This window comes from Bradyrhizobium sp. T-1 (genome assembly GCF_053592855.1).
Window position 1 is genome coordinate 6,182,111 of the sequence record NZ_CM132115.1, and the last position, 16,566, is coordinate 6,198,676.

The 16,566-nt window shown below is 64.5% G+C and carries 15 protein-coding genes and 1 pseudogene; 4 read left to right on the forward strand and 12 right to left on the reverse strand.

The window, feature by feature from the left end:
• The first annotated feature begins 64 nt into the window (after window positions 1-64).
• Window positions 65-307 carry a hypothetical protein gene (locus ACWAT4_RS29625; RefSeq protein ID WP_212424823.1) on the forward strand — a complete coding sequence of 81 codons (243 nt, stop codon included), beginning with the start codon at window positions 65-67 and terminating at the stop codon, window positions 305-307.
• Window positions 308-402: 95 nt separating this feature from the next.
• On the opposite strand, the gene ACWAT4_RS29630 is transcribed toward ACWAT4_RS29625, so the two are convergent.
• From ACWAT4_RS29630 to ACWAT4_RS29640, 3 genes are read right to left on the reverse strand one after another with little or no spacing between them, the layout of a single operon-like run.
• Window positions 403-3,297 carry an NHLP bacteriocin export ABC transporter permease/ATPase subunit gene (locus ACWAT4_RS29630; protein WP_449728724.1) on the reverse strand — a complete coding sequence of 965 codons (2,895 nt, stop codon included), beginning with the start codon at window positions 3,295-3,297 and terminating at the stop codon, window positions 403-405.
• On the reverse strand, window positions 3,294-5,453 hold the full coding sequence (locus tag ACWAT4_RS29635) for an NHLP family bacteriocin export ABC transporter peptidase/permease/ATPase subunit (protein ID WP_212297784.1): 2,160 nt from the start codon (window positions 5,451-5,453) through the stop codon (window positions 3,294-3,296). Before ACWAT4_RS29635 ends, ACWAT4_RS29630 begins: the two co-directional genes overlap by 4 nt.
• On the reverse strand, window positions 5,446-6,711 hold the full coding sequence (locus ACWAT4_RS29640) for an NHLP bacteriocin system secretion protein (RefSeq protein ID WP_212297783.1): 1,266 nt from the start codon (window positions 6,709-6,711) through the stop codon (window positions 5,446-5,448). Before ACWAT4_RS29640 ends, ACWAT4_RS29635 begins: the two co-directional genes overlap by 8 nt.
• Window positions 6,712-6,887: 176 nt before the next feature.
• Here ACWAT4_RS29640 and ACWAT4_RS29645 point away from each other — a divergent pair, with 176 nt between their 5' ends.
• Window positions 6,888-7,379, forward strand: a complete 492-nt coding sequence (locus tag ACWAT4_RS29645; RefSeq protein WP_449728725.1) for a hypothetical protein — start codon at window positions 6,888-6,890, stop codon at window positions 7,377-7,379.
• A 168-nt stretch (window positions 7,380-7,547) separates the two neighbouring features.
• Here the strand turns inward: ACWAT4_RS29645 and ACWAT4_RS29650 are convergent, their stop codons facing one another.
• On the reverse strand, window positions 7,548-7,736 hold the full coding sequence (locus ACWAT4_RS29650; RefSeq protein ID WP_212297781.1) for a hypothetical protein: 189 nt from the start codon (window positions 7,734-7,736) through the stop codon (window positions 7,548-7,550).
• A gap of 204 nt (window positions 7,737-7,940) precedes the next feature.
• Window positions 7,941-8,156, reverse strand: coding sequence for a CCRG-2 family RiPP (locus ACWAT4_RS29655; protein WP_212297780.1), 216 nt, complete (start codon window positions 8,154-8,156; stop codon window positions 7,941-7,943).
• Window positions 8,157-8,365: 209 nt separating this feature from the next.
• Here ACWAT4_RS29655 and ACWAT4_RS29660 point away from each other — a divergent pair, with 209 nt between their 5' ends.
• Together ACWAT4_RS29660 and ACWAT4_RS29665 are read left to right on the forward strand one after the other, a co-directional pair.
• Complete coding sequence (locus tag ACWAT4_RS29660) at window positions 8,366-8,596, forward strand: hypothetical protein (protein WP_212424820.1); 231 nt, start codon at window positions 8,366-8,368, stop codon at window positions 8,594-8,596.
• Window positions 8,597-8,835: 239 nt separating this feature from the next.
• Entirely contained in the window at window positions 8,836-9,300 is a 465-nt protein-coding gene (locus tag ACWAT4_RS29665; protein ID WP_212297778.1) for a hypothetical protein, read from the forward strand.
• 237 nt (window positions 9,301-9,537) lie between these two features.
• On the opposite strand, the gene ACWAT4_RS29670 is transcribed toward ACWAT4_RS29665, so the two are convergent.
• From ACWAT4_RS29670 to ACWAT4_RS29700, 7 genes and pseudogenes are all read right to left on the reverse strand, one after another.
• On the reverse strand, window positions 9,538-10,734 hold the full coding sequence (locus ACWAT4_RS29670; protein ID WP_212297777.1) for a CaiB/BaiF CoA transferase family protein: 1,197 nt from the start codon (window positions 10,732-10,734) through the stop codon (window positions 9,538-9,540).
• A 36-nt stretch (window positions 10,735-10,770) separates the two neighbouring features.
• A complete protein-coding gene (locus tag ACWAT4_RS29675; RefSeq protein WP_212297776.1) occupies window positions 10,771-11,925 on the reverse strand; it encodes an acyl-CoA dehydrogenase family protein in 1,155 nt (384 codons plus the stop codon).
• Between the two features lie 22 nt (window positions 11,926-11,947).
• Complete coding sequence (locus ACWAT4_RS29680; RefSeq protein WP_212297775.1) at window positions 11,948-13,447, reverse strand: tripartite tricarboxylate transporter permease; 1,500 nt, start codon at window positions 13,445-13,447, stop codon at window positions 11,948-11,950.
• Between the two features lie 12 nt (window positions 13,448-13,459).
• Window positions 13,460-13,927 (reverse strand): tripartite tricarboxylate transporter TctB family protein, encoded by a 468-nt coding sequence (locus ACWAT4_RS29685; protein WP_212297774.1) that lies wholly within the window; start codon window positions 13,925-13,927, stop codon window positions 13,460-13,462.
• A 542-nt stretch (window positions 13,928-14,469) separates the two neighbouring features.
• A pseudogene (locus ACWAT4_RS29690) lies at window positions 14,470-14,718 on the reverse strand (carboxymuconolactone decarboxylase family protein); the annotation flags it as partial.
• 13 nt (window positions 14,719-14,731) lie between these two features.
• Window positions 14,732-15,505 (reverse strand): SDR family NAD(P)-dependent oxidoreductase, encoded by a 774-nt coding sequence (locus ACWAT4_RS29695; protein ID WP_449728726.1) that lies wholly within the window; start codon window positions 15,503-15,505, stop codon window positions 14,732-14,734.
• Window positions 15,506-15,516: 11 nt separating this feature from the next.
• Entirely contained in the window at window positions 15,517-16,536 is a 1,020-nt protein-coding gene (locus ACWAT4_RS29700; RefSeq protein ID WP_449728727.1) for an acyl-CoA dehydrogenase family protein, read from the reverse strand.
• Window positions 16,537-16,566 lie beyond the last annotated feature (30 nt).

Genomic DNA, 16,566 nt, shown 5'->3' on the forward strand with positions numbered 1-16,566 from the left:
TGCATGCGGCATGCTGTCCACGGTTGCGGGGATGATCCCGCGGCATCAAGACAGGAGAGACAACATGACCCGTGAGATCAACAACAGCACCAATTGCGAACTCTCGATGGAGCAGCTCGACGGCGTTGCCGGCGGCGGCTTCTTCTCCAGCATCGGGCACTTCATCAGCCACGAAGCGCACGTGATCGGCCATGCCGTCGGCAGCTTCTTCAAGAACCCGGTCGTGGCGGGGATTGCCGCCGGCATCATCCTGGTCGGCGGGATCGTCACCGGTGCTGGTGGCGGCTCCAACATGAAGCTGAACTAAGCTCGGTCCCAAGCCAAGCTAAGTGCCTTAACCTGAGAACCTCCCGGACAATGACGTCCGGGAGGTCTTCGTTTGTGCGGAGGCCGTCGTCTCGCTCAGAGCATCTGGCGCCGCGCGAACGCGGCGAACATGCCGGATGCAGCGTTCAGCTCGGCGAATGTCCCGGTCTCGACGATCTTGCCGTCGACCAGCACGATGATCCGGTCGGCCCTCTGCACCGTGCTGAGCCGGTGTGCGATCACGATCCTCGTGACGTTCAGATTTTCCAGCGCATCGCTGACGATGGCCTGGGATCGATTGTCCAGCGAGCTCGTCGCCTCGTCGAACAAGAGAATACGCGGACGCCGCGCGATCGCGCGCGCAATCATGATGCGCTGGCGTTGTCCGCCGGACAGCGTGCTGACACCCTCCGAGACCTGGGTGAGCATGCCCATCGGCATCGCCTGGATGTCGTCTGCGATGCCGGCGAGACGCGCAGCCTCCCAGGCCTGGTCGAGCGGCAGCCGGATTCCGCCGCAGATATTTTCATAGATGTTGCCGTTCGCGAGCTTGGCGCTCTGCAGGACCACGCCGAGCTGGCGCCGCAGCGCGCTCGCATCCAGCGTCTCGATCGACTTGCCGTCGTAGAACACCGCGCCCGACTCCGCGCGCTCGAATCCCAGCAGCAGCCGGAACAGCGACGATTTCCCGCTGCCGGAGGGACCCACCACTGCGACATACTCGCCTGGGGTGATCTTCAAGGAGACGTTGTCCAGCACCAGCGGCCCGTTCTGGAGATAACGGAACGACACGCGCGCGAGCTCGACCGATCCGGACAATTCCCCTGGCGACTTCCGATCGTCGGGAATTTCGGTTGGGCTTGCGATCAGAGGCCGCAGCCGAAGCAGCGGCGGGATGGCGATGAGCGCCTCGCTCACGCCGGCCGCCCAGGAGCCGACGGATCCCATCGACTGGCCAAAGGCGGAAAAGAACGCGAAGAACGTGCCGATGTCGGTCAGCAGGCCGCTGCTCGAATACGATGCGTAGGCGTAGATGATCAGCGTCGCGATGGTGGGGAACGCCGTCTCGAACGCGCCAAGACCGTTGCCCGCCACCTGCGACGACACGAAATACTGCTTCTGCCTCGCAAATTGCCTCGACCAGATGGCGAGCGCGCGCGACGTCGCCGCCGAGACGCGCAATTTGCCGACGCCGGTGAGGAGCTGGAGCACAAAGCCGCTGACCTTGCCCTGCTGGTTGAAGTGCTTGCTCTCGAAATGCAGCCGCACCAGATTGGTGCCGATGATGGCGGCCGCCCGGACGAATGTCAGTGCAATCGCGACCAGCGCCAGCTTGAAGCTGTAATAGAGCATCAAGCCGAGGCTGAAGACGCAGAACAGGCCGGCGATCATGCCGCGCAAGGCGTGACCGGTCAGCGCCCGCCGCGCGGCATCGATGCCCATGGCGCGGTCGACCAGCTCGCCGGCGGTGTACTCCCGGAAAATGGCGGTCGGCAGCCGGAGCAGACGATCGATCATCGCCGACTGCAGCCGCCAGTCGATCGTCGCCTCCATCCGCAGCATGACGAGAGCCTGCATGACCTGGACGCCGGCGACCGACAGCCCGGCGAGAACCAGCGCGAGTGCGCAGAAGGCGAGCTGATCCAGCTCCGATCGCGGGATGATCGAGCTGATCAAGAGGTTGGTGACAAACGGCGTCACCAGCGACAACAGGCCGATCATGACGACCGACAATGCGATGCGCAGCCCGCTGCCACGGGCATAGCGCAGCGAGAATTGCAGGAGGTCCTTGAATTTCAGGGCGCGCGACGGCAGCGGCGGATAGAACGTGGCGGCCTCCGGCGCGATCTGCGCCGCGATGGACCGATCGACCGGCCGGCGCGCCTTCGTGAGCGGGTCGACCATGATGTAGCCGCGACGCGGCTCGTAGACCAGCGCGATCGCGGCACGAGCCTCGCCGAACCAACCGACCAGCGGGCCCGCATCCAGCCGCCACCAGTCCGACCGGAGCAACACCTCGCGCAGCCGCAGGCGTGCGGCCTGCGCGATCTGGGCGAGGCCCGCAAAATCCTGCCCGCTGCCTTCGATGCGATTGGTGATCGCGATCGGGGCTCGCATCGCGGTGCCGACGATCTGGCAGGCGCCGGCCAGCCTGTCGGACCGGGACGCATCGATCGCATCGTGATCGAAGCGCCGCACGATAATGCCGGACAGGCGGTCGAAAGCTTCGATCGCCTGTGACGCCGCAAGCCCGGTTCGGCTTTCCAGGCGCGCGCCCTCATTCAGAGAGTCGCGCGCAAGCATGTCCTGAACGCATTCCGCAAAGCTGAAATGAAACCGATCGATCGCCGGCCAGATCACCCCGTCGGCCGGTACGTGGCCGGCCGCACCTGCGGCGCAGCCGTCCGCGCCCGCCTCGACCCACAGGCCCGATGTCAACGGCAGCGGCGGACTTCCCGCCGTGTAACGCGCGCCGGTCCCGAGCAGGCCGAGCGCACCCCGCTCGACGGTGAGCCAGAGCAGGCCGCGCATGGGGCCGCGGCGGGCTTCGCCCGCGGTCAGCGTCACCTCGCCCTCCGGCAATTCGGGCATCTGCCACAATGGCGCCGGTCCCGCGACGAAACGTGCAAGCCGCTCGATCCAGCGCAGCGCCAGCTCCGACGGCCGATCGGCTCGGGGAACGATGGACACAAGCGTGTCCTGTGCGCCCACCGCGATGAAGCGGAGGCCGTCCGGAGATGACGCTGGAAAGCCCGGGAGATCGGGAATGATGTCTCCGCGCTCGATGCGGAACAGATGATGGCGGCTGCCGGATTTGCCGTCCCTGATATCGACAGCAAAGATGTCGGCGTGACCGGCGACGATCTCGAACACATGGCCGCGATGATCGAGCAGGATGGGCCGGCGGCCATCGAGCGCCATCTCGCCCGGCAATTCCAGCGCCGCGACGAGGTCCGCACCGGACACGATATGGTCGATCGGCTTCGTCATTCCTGCGACACCAGCCGGGCATATTCGCCGTTCAGGGCGAGAAGGGTCTCGTGCGTGCCGCGCTCGGCGACCTTGCCTTGCCGTAACACGACGATCTCGTCGCAATCCCGGATCGTGCTGAGGCGATGGGCGATGATGATGCAGGTGCAACCGCAACGGCGGAGGTTGTCGTCGATGGCCTTCTCCGTGACAGGGTCGAGCGCCGCGGTCGCCTCGTCGAGCACGACGATGGACGGACGGCCGACCAGCGCGCGGGCGATCTCGATGCGCTGGCGCTGTCCGCCGCTGAAATTGGTGCCGCCCTCGTTGACGTAGGAATCGTAATTGCCGGCTCGGATCGCGATATCGTCCTGGATCTCGCCGTCCTTGAGCGCGCGGGTGAGATCGATGTCCGGCGTCGTGCGGTCCCAGAGCGTAAGATTGTCGCGGATGGTGCCCTCGAACAGGAAGATGTCCTGATCCACATAGGCGATCGAATTGGCGAGGATGTCGGGCGGAACTTCCTCGAGCCTCGTCCCATCGATCAGGATCTCGCCGGCCCAGGGCTTGTAGAGCCCGCAGACCAGGCGGCCGAGGGTGGACTTTCCGCTGCCGGAGGCGCCGACCAGCGCCACGCGCGACCCAGGGGTCACGGTAATCGAGAGGTCGGAGATCAGCGGCGGTTCGAGCAGCGAATAGCCGAACTGCACGTCCTTGAATTCGATACGTCCATCGAGCCTTGCAGGGAACGCGTTGTCCGATGCGCGCGGCTTATCGCCGAGCGGATAATTGTAGACATCTTCGAGGCGGTCGAGTGCGCCTTTGATCAACTGGAAGCTGCCGGCCTGATTGACCAGCGTCGCCACCGGCTCGGAAAAGCTCGCCATCAGCGCCTGGAAGGCAACGAGGCTGCCGAGCGTGAGCGAGCCTTCGATCACCCGCAAGCCGCCGAGGATCAGGATCGCGGTCATGGTCATGCCGGAGATCAGGGTCGGGATCATGTCGAGGAGGATCGACGAGGACGCCAGGTCGCGCTCCGCGTTCAGCACCTTGGCCTGGACGCCCGACCATTGCGCGAAGGCCTCGTCCTCGAGCCCGCTCGCCTTGATCGTCTCGATCGACCTGACGATGCTGACGACCGCGCCCAGGAGCTTGCCGCGCTCCAGCGAGAGCCCGCGACTGAGATCTTCCCTGCGCCGCATCGACAGCCGCAAGGTGAGAACGTTGAGCAACGACAAGCTGATGCAGACCGCCGCCAACCAGTGATCGTAGACGATCATCGCGAAGGCGAAGAAGACCACCGAGGTGAGGCTGAGCGCGTTCGCGGCAATGCCGCCCGCCAGCAGGCGCGCAATCTGATCATTGGCCCCCACTCGCGCCGCAATGTCGCCGGCGTGGCGCTGGGTGAAGAACTCGATCGGCAAGGCCATCACCCGCCAGAGAAAGCGGCTGATCATCACGACCGAGAGCTTTGTCTGCAACCGCAGCAACAGGGATTGTTGCAGCAGCGTCAGGATCGTGCGGATCAGCGCGGTTGCAGCCATGCCGATCAGCAGCGGGCGCAGCCATCCGTTCAGATGCTGAATGAGAATATCGTCGATGAAGATCTTCGAGAAGCTCGCGGCCACGAGGCCGGGAACGACCATGACGAAGCTGAGCAGAATCAGCAGCCCGACAGCGGCTTTCGATCCGCGCAGTTCCCGCAGCAGCAGCCGCAATCCCGCCGGCTTGTCGCCGGTTGGTACGAATCCGGGCGCCGGTTCAAAAGTGAGGACAACGCCGGTAAAGCTTCGGTCGAGCTCGTCGACGCCGACCTGCCGACGCCCGAAGGCGGGGTCGTTGATGGAGGCGGACCTGCCCTTGATGCCTTCCAGGACGACGAAATGGTTGAAGTTCCAATGGATGATGCAAGGCGTCGGCGCCGAACCGAGCGCGGCAAGGTCGAGCCGGAATCCTTTCGCCGACAGCCCGAAACGCTTCGCCGCCCTGACGACGTTGCTGGCCTTGCTGCCGTCGCGGGAGACGCCGCATTCGACGCGAAGCCGCTCGAGCGGAACCCACGCCCCATAATGCGCCAGCACCATTGCAAGGCACGCAGCGCCGCATTCGGCCGCTTCCATCTGCAAAATGGTCGGCGTGCGCTTGATGCCTGCGGTCGTCGAACCAGGACTATCCATCGATCCCCGTCCACTTCCGCAGCAGGGGGACAACCAGATCGATCGGGCGCCGGCTTCGCGTGGTGATCTCGGCCTGCGCCAGCGTGCCGCTGGTGAGATGAACCTGCGGCCCCTTCCCCACTGCCCAGCGATAGCCGCTGGCGGTCGATGGATCTTGGTCCAGCGACACCGCCACCGCATAGGGCGCGCCGTCATGGGAAAACACTTTCACGAGCTGGTCATTGTGCAGCACGGCGGTCATGCCCTGCGGCGTCACGGGAAATTCGGAGACGCTCGAGACCACACCGATCATGGTGCCGAACTCCTCGCGCTTGACCGTGCTGGGGGCGACGCGCACCTGGTAGCCCGGCTTGACGCTCTTGCCCTGCTCGGCGGGGATGTAGACGACCGCTTCGAGCCGTGCGCCCTCGTCCTCGATGAGGACGACCGGCGTGCCCACGGCGAGAACCGAGCCGGACGATGTCTTGATTTCCAGCACCCGTCCCGCGATCGGGCTGAGCACCTGCGAATTGCGCCCCAGCGTTCCCGCCAGCGCCTGCATCTCGCGCCGCGCATTGTTCGAGGCGAATTCGGCCTGCTGCAATTCGCGCTCGCGCTGGGTTTCGAGATCGGTCTTCTGTGCGTGAAGCTTGAGGATCTCGTTCTGCGAATCCGTGCGACGCTGCTGCGCCTCGGTCAATTCGAGGCGGCGATCCTCGAGCGTCTTCCGCGTCGTCAGGCCCTTGGCCATCAGCTGTTCGAGATTCTTCACGTCGACATCGAGGGCCTGAACGCGCTGGCCGGTCGCCTCGATGACCTTGTTGAAGGCGGCTTCGAGCTTGTCGAAGTTGGAAGCCTTGACGGCAAGCTCGGCCGAGACTTTCGCGGCCATGTCGTCGTGCTCGCGCTGACGCTCCTTGTAGGTTTCGACGGCGTTGACGTATTTCTGCTCGATCTCGGTCTGCGAGATCTGGGCGATGACCTGCCCGCGCTCGACATGGTCACCGACGGAGACGCTGAGCGACGCCAGCCGGCCTTCGGCGGCCGACACCGCATCGACGACGCGCCCGCTGCCGACCAGAATTCCCTGCCCCGACACGCGCGACGGGATCCGGCCGTAAATGCCCCAGATGAGCGCGGCGACCAGCGCGATCGTCACGATCGCAGCGAGGATCCAATCGGCCGGCTTGGTGATCGCAACGAGATGATCAAGCTCCTCCGGCGAGGCCGCACGCTGCAGCGCGCTGGCGCGGAAGATTTTGTCGGTGCCATCGGTCACGCCGCGCTCCCTCGCAAAACATTTGCGGCGCCAACGCCCACACGCACGACGCCGAGAATGGGATTGAGCGAAATTGTGAGCGGAGCTAAGCTTACTACGAGAACTGCATTTGTCGAGACAGTGGGCATCGGACGCATCAGATGAATTGGCAAGCGGATCGCATCACGCCTGTTGCAATGGCCCGCGCCTTGACCGCTCGGCTGGCGTGGCCATGCCTTGGAGTGCTGGTCGCCACGAATGTGTGTCTGGCAGGCGTCCTGAGCCAGGCGGACCTGAAGAAGGTCGAGGACCTCAGGCCGATGTTCGCGGGCCTGATGGGCGATCTCGTGCAAACCTCGAAGAGGCCCGACATCTCCGCGGTCGACGCGGATTGCGTCAAGTCCACGATCCAGAATCTTGTCGAGATTTCTCAAGAGCTGTCCAGTTTCGAATATCTGATCACGATCGAGAAAGAGCTGACCAATGTCAGCGAGAATGACCCGACCCGCGATGTGGTGAAATTTGCCGTCGAGCAGTCGACCAATATTCTGACCAGCCAACGTAAGAAGATCGCCCAGCTGCCCGATCAATGCGCGAGGTCGCCTCTCGCCTTGGCCAAGGCTCAGCAGGCTTTGCAAGTCGTCGACGCGACGACCGGAATTTTGAGTTCTATTCGCTCTCGACTTTGAGGGGATTTATCGCGGGCTGTGATGTCCGGACAGGCGCCCCGCGGCCGCGCGGCCTCGCCGGCACATCGTCATCGAAGCTTACCGGGTGGCGGATCGGAAGAGGTCATCCGAACGAATGACCTCCCGGCACAAATTGTCACCGAGCGTTCTACTTGGCCTGGTTCGGGGCTATTGCGGGGTGTAGCGCCCCAGCACCGGCTTGGCGAAGACGTCTCGCATCGTCCATCCGCCGACCGAGTGCGCCGCCAGGAAGCTCTGGAAGTCGTTGTTGGCGGAACCGCCCACCACCTTCTCCAGCGCCGCATCATCGAGCAGAACTGCACGTCGTTCGTTCCCGGACGTCTCAAACTTGGTCATTGTCATCTCCTGTTTGCCTTAGGAGGGACCGCCCCTCTCGATCAGTGGTCACAGCTATAGGACTTGAGGGTTGGTCGAGGCTGTGAGGTCGGTCACACAGGAACACGTGCCGGAGCTCCCGCCAGGATTCGGCCTCTCAAGATAGTTTCCCGGGCCGATGGCCCGGGAAAAGCAGGCTGGACAAGCGGTGGACCTGGGCGGTCGTCAGGACATTTTGTGCGGGGTATGGGAGTTGTAGATCGGGCCGCCCAGCACCTTCTCAATGACCGAGGCCACGCCGCCTGCGTTCTTCTCGATCCAATGCAAGGCGTCGGACGCTTCGTGCTTGATCCAACCCCACAGACCGCCGCCGGCGACGGCCTCGAGCTCGTCGATCGAGAGCTCGCAATTCGCAAGCTCATGCTTGGTCGAAACCGTCATCGTTCCTTCTCCTGTTAGCGCTGCGGGCCGATCCCGCAATCGCGGACAGCATGTCAGCAGGCAACAGGAGAAGCTGTGACGGCGGTCACCTCGTTCGATCCTTCGTTCGGATGGCGTTAGAGAACGCCGGGATCAGTCGACGGCAGGTTGGCGATCCGCGAGTTGCCTGCTCCGCAGGGCAAAGGCGCGCCCAGCACAAGCGAGAGCCGATGCGAGGCATCAGTCGACCGCGACGCCAACGCCTTCAGGTCGGCCTGACGGATGCGTTCGATGGGACCACTGACGGTCACCGCACCGAGAAGCGCGCCCTCGCTGCGACTGGCTTGCCATTCGCACGATGGGGGCAGGACGTCATCCGCTTCGTCACCCATTTTGACAGCACCGAAGCGGAAGCGGACGAGGTCATCGCCATCGTCCGTCACGCGATGGCGGGAAGCTGAGAGCCATGGCGTGCTTGATTATACAACGAATTCAAAAGCGTATCTGGCTTGAAAAAGGATCATTGACGCAATCATCGCGGACCAAGCTGGTTACCAAGGCTTCGCGTCATGATAGGCTGCGAGATTAGGCCTCTACTCGGTCGCGCCGGCGAGTTGGTCAATTCGCGAGCAAGAGGAGCAGGGCCGACCAGGTTGCTTCTTTCCTTCTCAAACTTGTATTTTTTCAATGGAGGGTTGAAATGCATTCTGCACGCACGGCTAAGCTCGCAATCATCGCCAGCTCGCTCGTCATCGCAACACAAGCACCGGCAACGCAGACCTTGTACGGAACGCACTACGACGAGACCATCTCTCATTCCTGTTTCGCTACAACATACTGCCAGGTCCTCTTCTCTCAATTGCCGTCGGACAAGCTGACACTGGTTCATAGGGCGACGTGCAGGTTCACGACCACGGTGCCCGTGTACGTCTCGAACCTGCAGGTTTCGGCAACGACAAACGGTGCAACGCTCGGACGCTACGTGCAACTGACGCTCAACACGCCGGGCCCTGTAGGCGGCTCTTATTTCACAACCGTCGATGTCGACCCGGAGTTCCTGATGGGCCCGTCGAGATATCCGTATGTAGAGGCCTACACGAGCACGAACAGCACCATCTTCATCGAATGCACCTTGAGCGGAGAGCTGATCACTCCGATCCAGTGACGACATAGCAGCTGCCATCCTCGCCAAATAAAGCCTCCCGCTGCCGGGCTGCGAATGCGATGGCATCCGCCTGACCGGCGGCCGGCCGGCCTTGCGATTGGTGCCGTCGAAGCATGAGCAGCGCCTGATCAGGAAGGTCGGCGCCGGCGGACACAAGCAGCTGCTTCAAATCCTGTCGGTGTTCAGCAAGTCGCAATAGGGCCCGCGAAGGACCGATGCGTCGTCGAGCGCCGACCGCTAGATGACCTTCCGCCGTTGCAGCAGGCTTAGTTCGTCATCCGAAAGTCCGAGCCAGCGCTGGTAGATCTCGCGATTGTCCTCGCCGATGTCGCCGGCGGACGTCTTCAACTGCGCGCGGTCGACCGCGAAGCGCGGCACGACATTCGACATTGCAACCGAGCCGAAATCCTTGTCGGGAACACGGGTGATCATCTCACGCGCCAGGGACTGCGGATCGGCGGCGATCTGATCGATCGCGTAGATCGGCGCCAGCGTGCCCTCCTCGGCCGCAAAGGCGGCTAGCACATCGTCGAGCGTATGGCCGCCGCACCATTGCGAGAAGATCGCGTTCAGCTCCGCCGAATGTTCGACGCGGCGCGCGTTGTTGGAAAAGCGGGGATCCTCGATCAGGTCAGGTCGGCCAATTGCCCGGCAGTTCGCGGCAAACAGCGCATTGGTCGATCCCGCCAGCGTGACCCAGCGATCATCGCGGGTCCGGTAGACCGCCGCCGGCGCGGAATAAGCGTTGCCGTTTCCGATGCGGCTACGCACCTCCCCCAGCTGGTCGAACTCGATGGGCAGCACGTCGAGCAGCCTGAACACCGCCTCGGTCAGCGCGAGATCGATCTCCTCGCCCGGCGCGTCAGGATCCTTCGCCCGCTTCCACAAGGCCGCAAGCGCACCGACCGCGCCGAACAGACCGCCGATCGCATCACCCATGGGATAGCCGGGATGCATCGGCTGACCGTCTGCCTCGCCGGTGATGTAGGTAAGCCCGCCCATCGCCTCGAAAATCCGCGCGAAGCCCGGCCTGTCCCGATAGGGCCCGTCCTGTCCGAACGCGGTCGCACGCAGGATGACGAGGCGCGGCTGGATCTGCCACAGCACCTCCTTCGAGAGCCCCCAGCGGTCGAGCGTGCCGGGGCGGAAATTCTCGATCAGAACATCGAACTGCGGCAGCATCCGCTTGAACAGCGCGACGCCTTCCGGCTTGCGCAGATCGAGCGTTGCGAACTTCTTGTTGCGGTTCACGCTCTTCCACCACAGCGGCTTGCCGTCCTTGAACGGCGGAAAGGCCCGCACGCCGTCGCCCTGCCCCGGCATCTCGATCTTGAGCACGTCGGCGCCGTAGTCGGCCAGCAGCGTCGCCGCGAAAGGCGCAGCGACGATGGTCGCGATGTCCAGGACCTTCAGTCCTTCGAGCGGCCCGCTCATTTCACTTCCTCGAACATTTTGAATTGGTCCGACGGCTCAGGTCGCATCGCGCAGCAGGAGGCGCGCGATGTTGAGCTGATGAATCTGGCTGGTGCCCTCGTAGAGCCGGAACAGCCGGACGTCCCGGTACCAGCGCTCGATCGAGGAGAGATCGGCGATGTAGCCGGCGCCGCCGAACATCTGCACGCAGCGATCGGCCACGCGGCCGCACATCTCGGTCGCGAAATATTTGCACATCGATGCTTCGAGCGCGACGTCCTCGCCGCGATCGCGTTTGCGGGCGGTTTCCAGGATCATCGATCGCGCCGCGAAGATCTCCGTCCGGCAATCGGCGATCATCGCCTGAACCAGCTGGTAGTTCGCAACCGGCTCGCCGAACTGAACGCGGCTGGTGGTGTGGCGGATCGCCATGTCGAGCATCCGGATCGCCGGCCCGGTGGACAAGGCGGCCAGATGAATGCGCTGCTTGTTCAGCACCTTCATAATGGTCTTGAAGCCCGCGCCTTCGCGGCCGCCGATCAGGTTGACCGCGGGCACCCGGCACCGGTTGAAATAGACCGCGCTCACGGGCGAGCCCGCCTGCCCCATCTTGCGATAGGGTACGCCGGTGGCAAGGCCGGCGCTGCCACGCGCGACGATGAAGGCCGAGACGCCGGCCGCGCCCTTCGACTGCGGATCGGTTCGCGCGGTGACGGTGAAGACATCGGCGACCGGCGCATTGGTGATGAAGCACTTCTCGCCGTCGAGAACGTAGTGATCGCCTTCGCGGCGGGCGGTGGTCCGCACATTCGAGGCTTCTGAACCAGCGTCGGGCTCGGTCACGGCAAGGCAGCCGGTCCATTCGCCGCTGGCGAGGCGCGGCAGATAGGCCTGCTTCTGCTGCTCGGTCCCGTCGGCGACGATGCCCTCCGAACCAATGCCGGTATTGGTGCCGACGCGGGCGCGGAAGGCGACCGAGCATTGCGACAATTCGAACGCCGCAAGAACGAGCTCCTCCGTGGTCAGCCCGGCCCCGCCATAGGCTTCGGGGATGCTCCAGCCGAAGAAACCTTCGGCGCGCATGACGGCGACGATGTCCTCGGGCACGTCATCGCAGCTTTCGACGCGCGCCTCGGCCGGAATGGCGGTGTCGCGGACGAAGCCGCGGACGCGCTCCAGCAAGGCCTCTAAGGCAGCAGGTTCGCGGATCATGACAGCAGCCTTGCGATGGAGCTCATTCCTGAAGTGCCTCCTCGCGCCGGGCGCGGATCGTGGGAAGCATGATCAGGATGATGGCGATGGCGGCTGCGGCCAACAGGCTCGCCGACAGCGGCGAGGTCAGCAGCACGGTGGCGTCGCCGCGCGACAGCACCATGGCGCGTCGAAAGTTCTCCTCGATGGCGGGGCCCAGAACCAGGCCCAGCAGCAGCGGCGCCGCCGGCAGTTGCAGCTTGATCAGGACGTAGCCGAACACGCAGAACACCGCGGCCTCGTAGACCTCGAACGTCCCGCTGTTGATGGAATAGACGCCGATCGAGCAGAACACCATGATCGCGGGAAACAGATAGCGGTAGGGAATGGTGAGCAGCTTCACCCACAGCCCGACCAGCGGAAGGTTGAGGATCAGCAGCATCAGATTGCCGACCCACATCGAGGCGATCAGGCCCCAGAACAGGGTCGGATTCTTCGTCATCACCTCCGGGCCCGGATGGATGTTGTGGATGTTCATGGCACCGACCATCAGGGCCATCACGACGTTGGACGGCACTCCCAGCGTCAGCAGCGGAATGAACGAGGTCTGGGCGCCGGCGTTGTTCGCGGACTCCGGACCCGCAACGCCCTCGATGGCCCCCTTGCCGAATTGTTCGGGATACCGCGACAGCTTCTTCTCCAGCGTATAGGACGCAAAGGAGGAGAGCACCGCGCCGCCGCCGGGCAGAACGCCCAGCAGGGTACCGAGCGCCGTGCCGCGCAGCATCGCCGGCACCATGCGGCGGACGTCGTCGCGGGTCGGAAACAGATTGGTGATCTTCTGGGTGACAAGCGACAACTTGTCGTCCTGCTCGAGATTTTTGACGATCTCGGCGAAGCCGAAGATGCCCATCGCCAGCGGCACGAAATCGAGGCCGTCGAACAACTGCGGAATGCCGAAGGCGAAGCGCTGGCTGCCGCTGCTGAGGTCGGTGCCGACGAGGCTCAAGAGCATGCCGAGCACGACCATGCCGATGCCCTCGATGAACGGACCGCTCGAAAGCACCGACGCCAGGATCAGGCCCAGAACCATGAGAGCGAAGAATTCCTTGGGGCCGAACAACAGCGCAGTCGCGGTCAACGGGCCGGCAAGGGCCGCGAGGGCGAGCGTCGCCACGCATCCGGCGAAGAACGAGCCGATCGCCGCGGTGGCGAGCGCCACGCCGGCGCGGCCCTGCTTCGCCATCTGATAGCCGTCGATCGTGGTGACGACGGACGAGGACTCGCCGGGCAGGTTGACCACGATCGCCGTGGTCGAGCCGCCATATTGCGCGCCGTAATAGATCCCGGCGAGCATGATCAGCGCCGCGTCCGGCTGCAGCGCATAGGTGATCGGCAGCAGCATCGCGATGGTCGCGAGCGGACCGAGGCCCGGCAGCACACCGATCAAGGTGCCGAGCAGGCAGCCGAAGAAGGCGTAGAGCAGATTGGCGGGCTGGGCGGCCGTAGCAAAGCCGATTGCCAGATTGTGAAAGAGGTCCATCGATCGGCTCGTTCAGTTGAGAAGGGATGGCCAAACGGGCAGTTGCAGCCCGAGCCCGTAGACGAAGACGGCCAGGCACAGCGCGGTGAGCACCACCGCATTCGCCAGCGCGCCCGTCCAGGTGAATTCGGGACTGGCGCGGCTCGACACCATGACGAGGACGAACAAGGCGCCGACCAGACCGAGCGGAAACAGCAGAGCGCCGAACAGGATCACCGAGCCGGCAATCCAGGCGAGCCCCTTGAGATCCCACTGGCGCAGCCCCTGCGCCTCCGCGGTCGGCTTCATCGCACCGAGGATCACGATGAGACCGACGGCGGCGAGCACGATCGCAAGCAGGCGCGGAAAATAGCCCGGCCCCATCCTCGCGGCTGTACCTGCAGGGTACTGCAACGCCGTCACGAAGAAGAAGATTGCAAATGCGAGGAACAGGACGCCGGACGCGAAAGCCCTGTGATTGCGGATCGCCACACTCTTCATTTGCCTCCCCCGTTCTCATCCGCACCAGCCTTCGCGGTGCGCTCTTCAAGGGCTTCCATCAGAACCGGGACGCCGACCGCGCAGGCGTGCACGCCGAGATGCGCAGTCATCTGGAGAACCTGGCGGATCTCCCGCTGGCCGATGCCGAGCCGCAGCGCGCGCCGGATCTGCACACGCAGTCCATGGGGATCGAGCGCCGTGAAGCAGGCGTTCAATGCGATCGAGATCAGGCATCGCGACCGCTGGTCGAGACCGTCGCCGGCGTCCCCGCCTGCGAGGAGATCCAGCAGCACCGCGAAATAGCCGGGATCGGACCGCAGCCATTGCTCGCAGAAATCCGGCCAGTCGCCGAATTGCGCCACGTAGGCATCGCGCAGCGCGCGCTGCTCCTTGGTGAGCGCGGCATGATCGACCTCCACGCCCGCGCTCGCCAGCTCCTCGGCAAGGATGCCGATGCCGAGGTTGCAGCCGTCCAGCCCCTGAGCCGTCGCCAGGCGAAACACGTCGATGATCTCCCGCGCCGTCGCGCCTGCCTGGAGCGCAAGGCGCAGGTGCAGCGCAAGCCCCGAGCGGAACAGGTGCGTCGCCGATCCGTCCAGCGCGACGTAGATCAGCTCGCACATCTTCGGCGACAGCGGTCCATTCTCCGCGGCGTAGCCCGCATACTTCCCGTAGGTCTGAAGAAACGCCGGATCGAGCCGCAGCAACCCCTCGGTCCAGGGCCGCCAATAGCCGCGCGCCCTGACATAGGCCTCTTTCAGCACCTGCTGTTCCGGCGTCAGATCGGACATCGCGCTTGTCCCGTCAGGCAATGTTGGTCAGGACGATGCCGCCATCGACGGTGAGCACCTGCGCCGTGATGAAGCCGCTCTCGTCACTGGCGAGGAAGCAGATCGCCTTGGCGATGTCGTCGACCGTGCCGAGCCGGCCCAGAGGGGTTCTCGCGACACGGCGTGCGTCGAGCTCGGCATTGCGATTACGCATCGTTCCTTCGGTCGGGATCGCCGACGGCGCCACCGCATTGACGCGGATGTTACGCTCACCCAGCTCCGCTGCAGCCGCGCGCGTGATGCCCATGACGCCGGCCTTGATACCGCTGTAGACGATGCTGTTCTTGGCCGAGATCAGGCCGGCGACCGACGCGACGTTGACGATGGCGCCGCCGCGCTCAGCATCCATAACCTCTGCAGCGGCCTGGATTCCCCAGATCACCGCCTTGAAGCCGATGTTGAGCATGCGGTCGATGGTTTCCGGCGCGATGTCCGGGACGGATTGATAACGGACCCACGCCGCGTTGTTGACGAGGATGTCGAGACGCCCTTGCGCTTTCGCCAATCCAAGCACCGCTTGCCGCATACCGTCGCGGCTGGAGACGTCCTGGGAGACGGCAACCGCGTTGCCGCCTGCCGCCTTGATCGCGTCCACCGTGCTGTCGACGAATTCCGGCTTCAAATCATTGACGCCGACGATCGCACCGCGCGCGGCGAGCTTGAGCGCGGTCGCGCGGCCGATGCCGTTTCCGGCCCCCGTGACGAGTGCGACGCGGCTTGCGAGCGTCTGATCCCTGGTTTCGGTCATGGCTGTCTCCCTCACGCTCCTGCCTCGGCAAACGGAGCGACTTCCGATACGTAACGGTGGCCGAACGAGTTGATCAGGCCGCTGGCATCACCTTGTGCCTGCAGCGTGCGGATGCGGCGCAGATGGCGATGCACCGGGACATCCCAGGTGAAGCCCATGCCGCCATGGATCTGCAGCGCGCCTTCGCCGATCGAACTGCCATAGGTCGCGGCTGCGAGGAACGCGGCATCGCGCTGAACGGGCCCGCCATCCTTCGACAGGCTGCGCGTGATGGCATGACGAATGCTTTCGAGCCCGAGCTTCTGCCGCGCCAGTGCATGGCGGATGGCCTGGTTATAGGACAGGGCGTGGCCGAACTGGCGGCGCGTCGACGCGTGTTCCTGCGCAAGCGACAGGCATGCTTCGGCCGATCCCAGAATGGCTGCGGCGCGGAGCACGTTGGCATCCGAGTTCAGCAGATCCCATGTGCCTGCCGGCAGGATGGAGCCGACGGGAAGCTCGACCTTCTCCAGTCGCACGACATGCTCCGGCACCGTCAGATCGAGACCGGCGGCCTCTTCCACGACGACACCCTCGGCATTGGTCGGGATCAGCACGGCGGCACCGTCGTTTGTCCGCGCCAGAATGTGGTCGACCTGCACCGCGCAGGGCGCGCGCCCAAGCGAACCGCTCAGCAGCAGCTGGCCGCCCTCCCGTTCGGCGAGAACCTCGCCCTGCCAGGCGATCGTTGCCAGCGTCTCGCCGGACACGATCGCAGCGGCAAGACGCGTCAGCGATGACTGCAGCAGACGGCCGACGAGAACGGTTTCCAGCAGCGGAAAGGCGAGCAATCCGGAATGCGCGGCGGCAATCACCGGCACGGCGAAGCCGAGCGGCAGCGCCAATCCTCCCACACCCTCGTCAGCGATGACGCCGAGCAGGCCGTCACCGGCGAGATTTTGCGCCTGCTCGCGGATGTCGAGGCCCGCACATGCGGTCACTGCGCGCGCCGCGGTTGCCGCGAACTCGTCGGGCTGAAGTGCTTCGGCCATGCTCATCCTTATCCTCTTCGAAACTCTTGC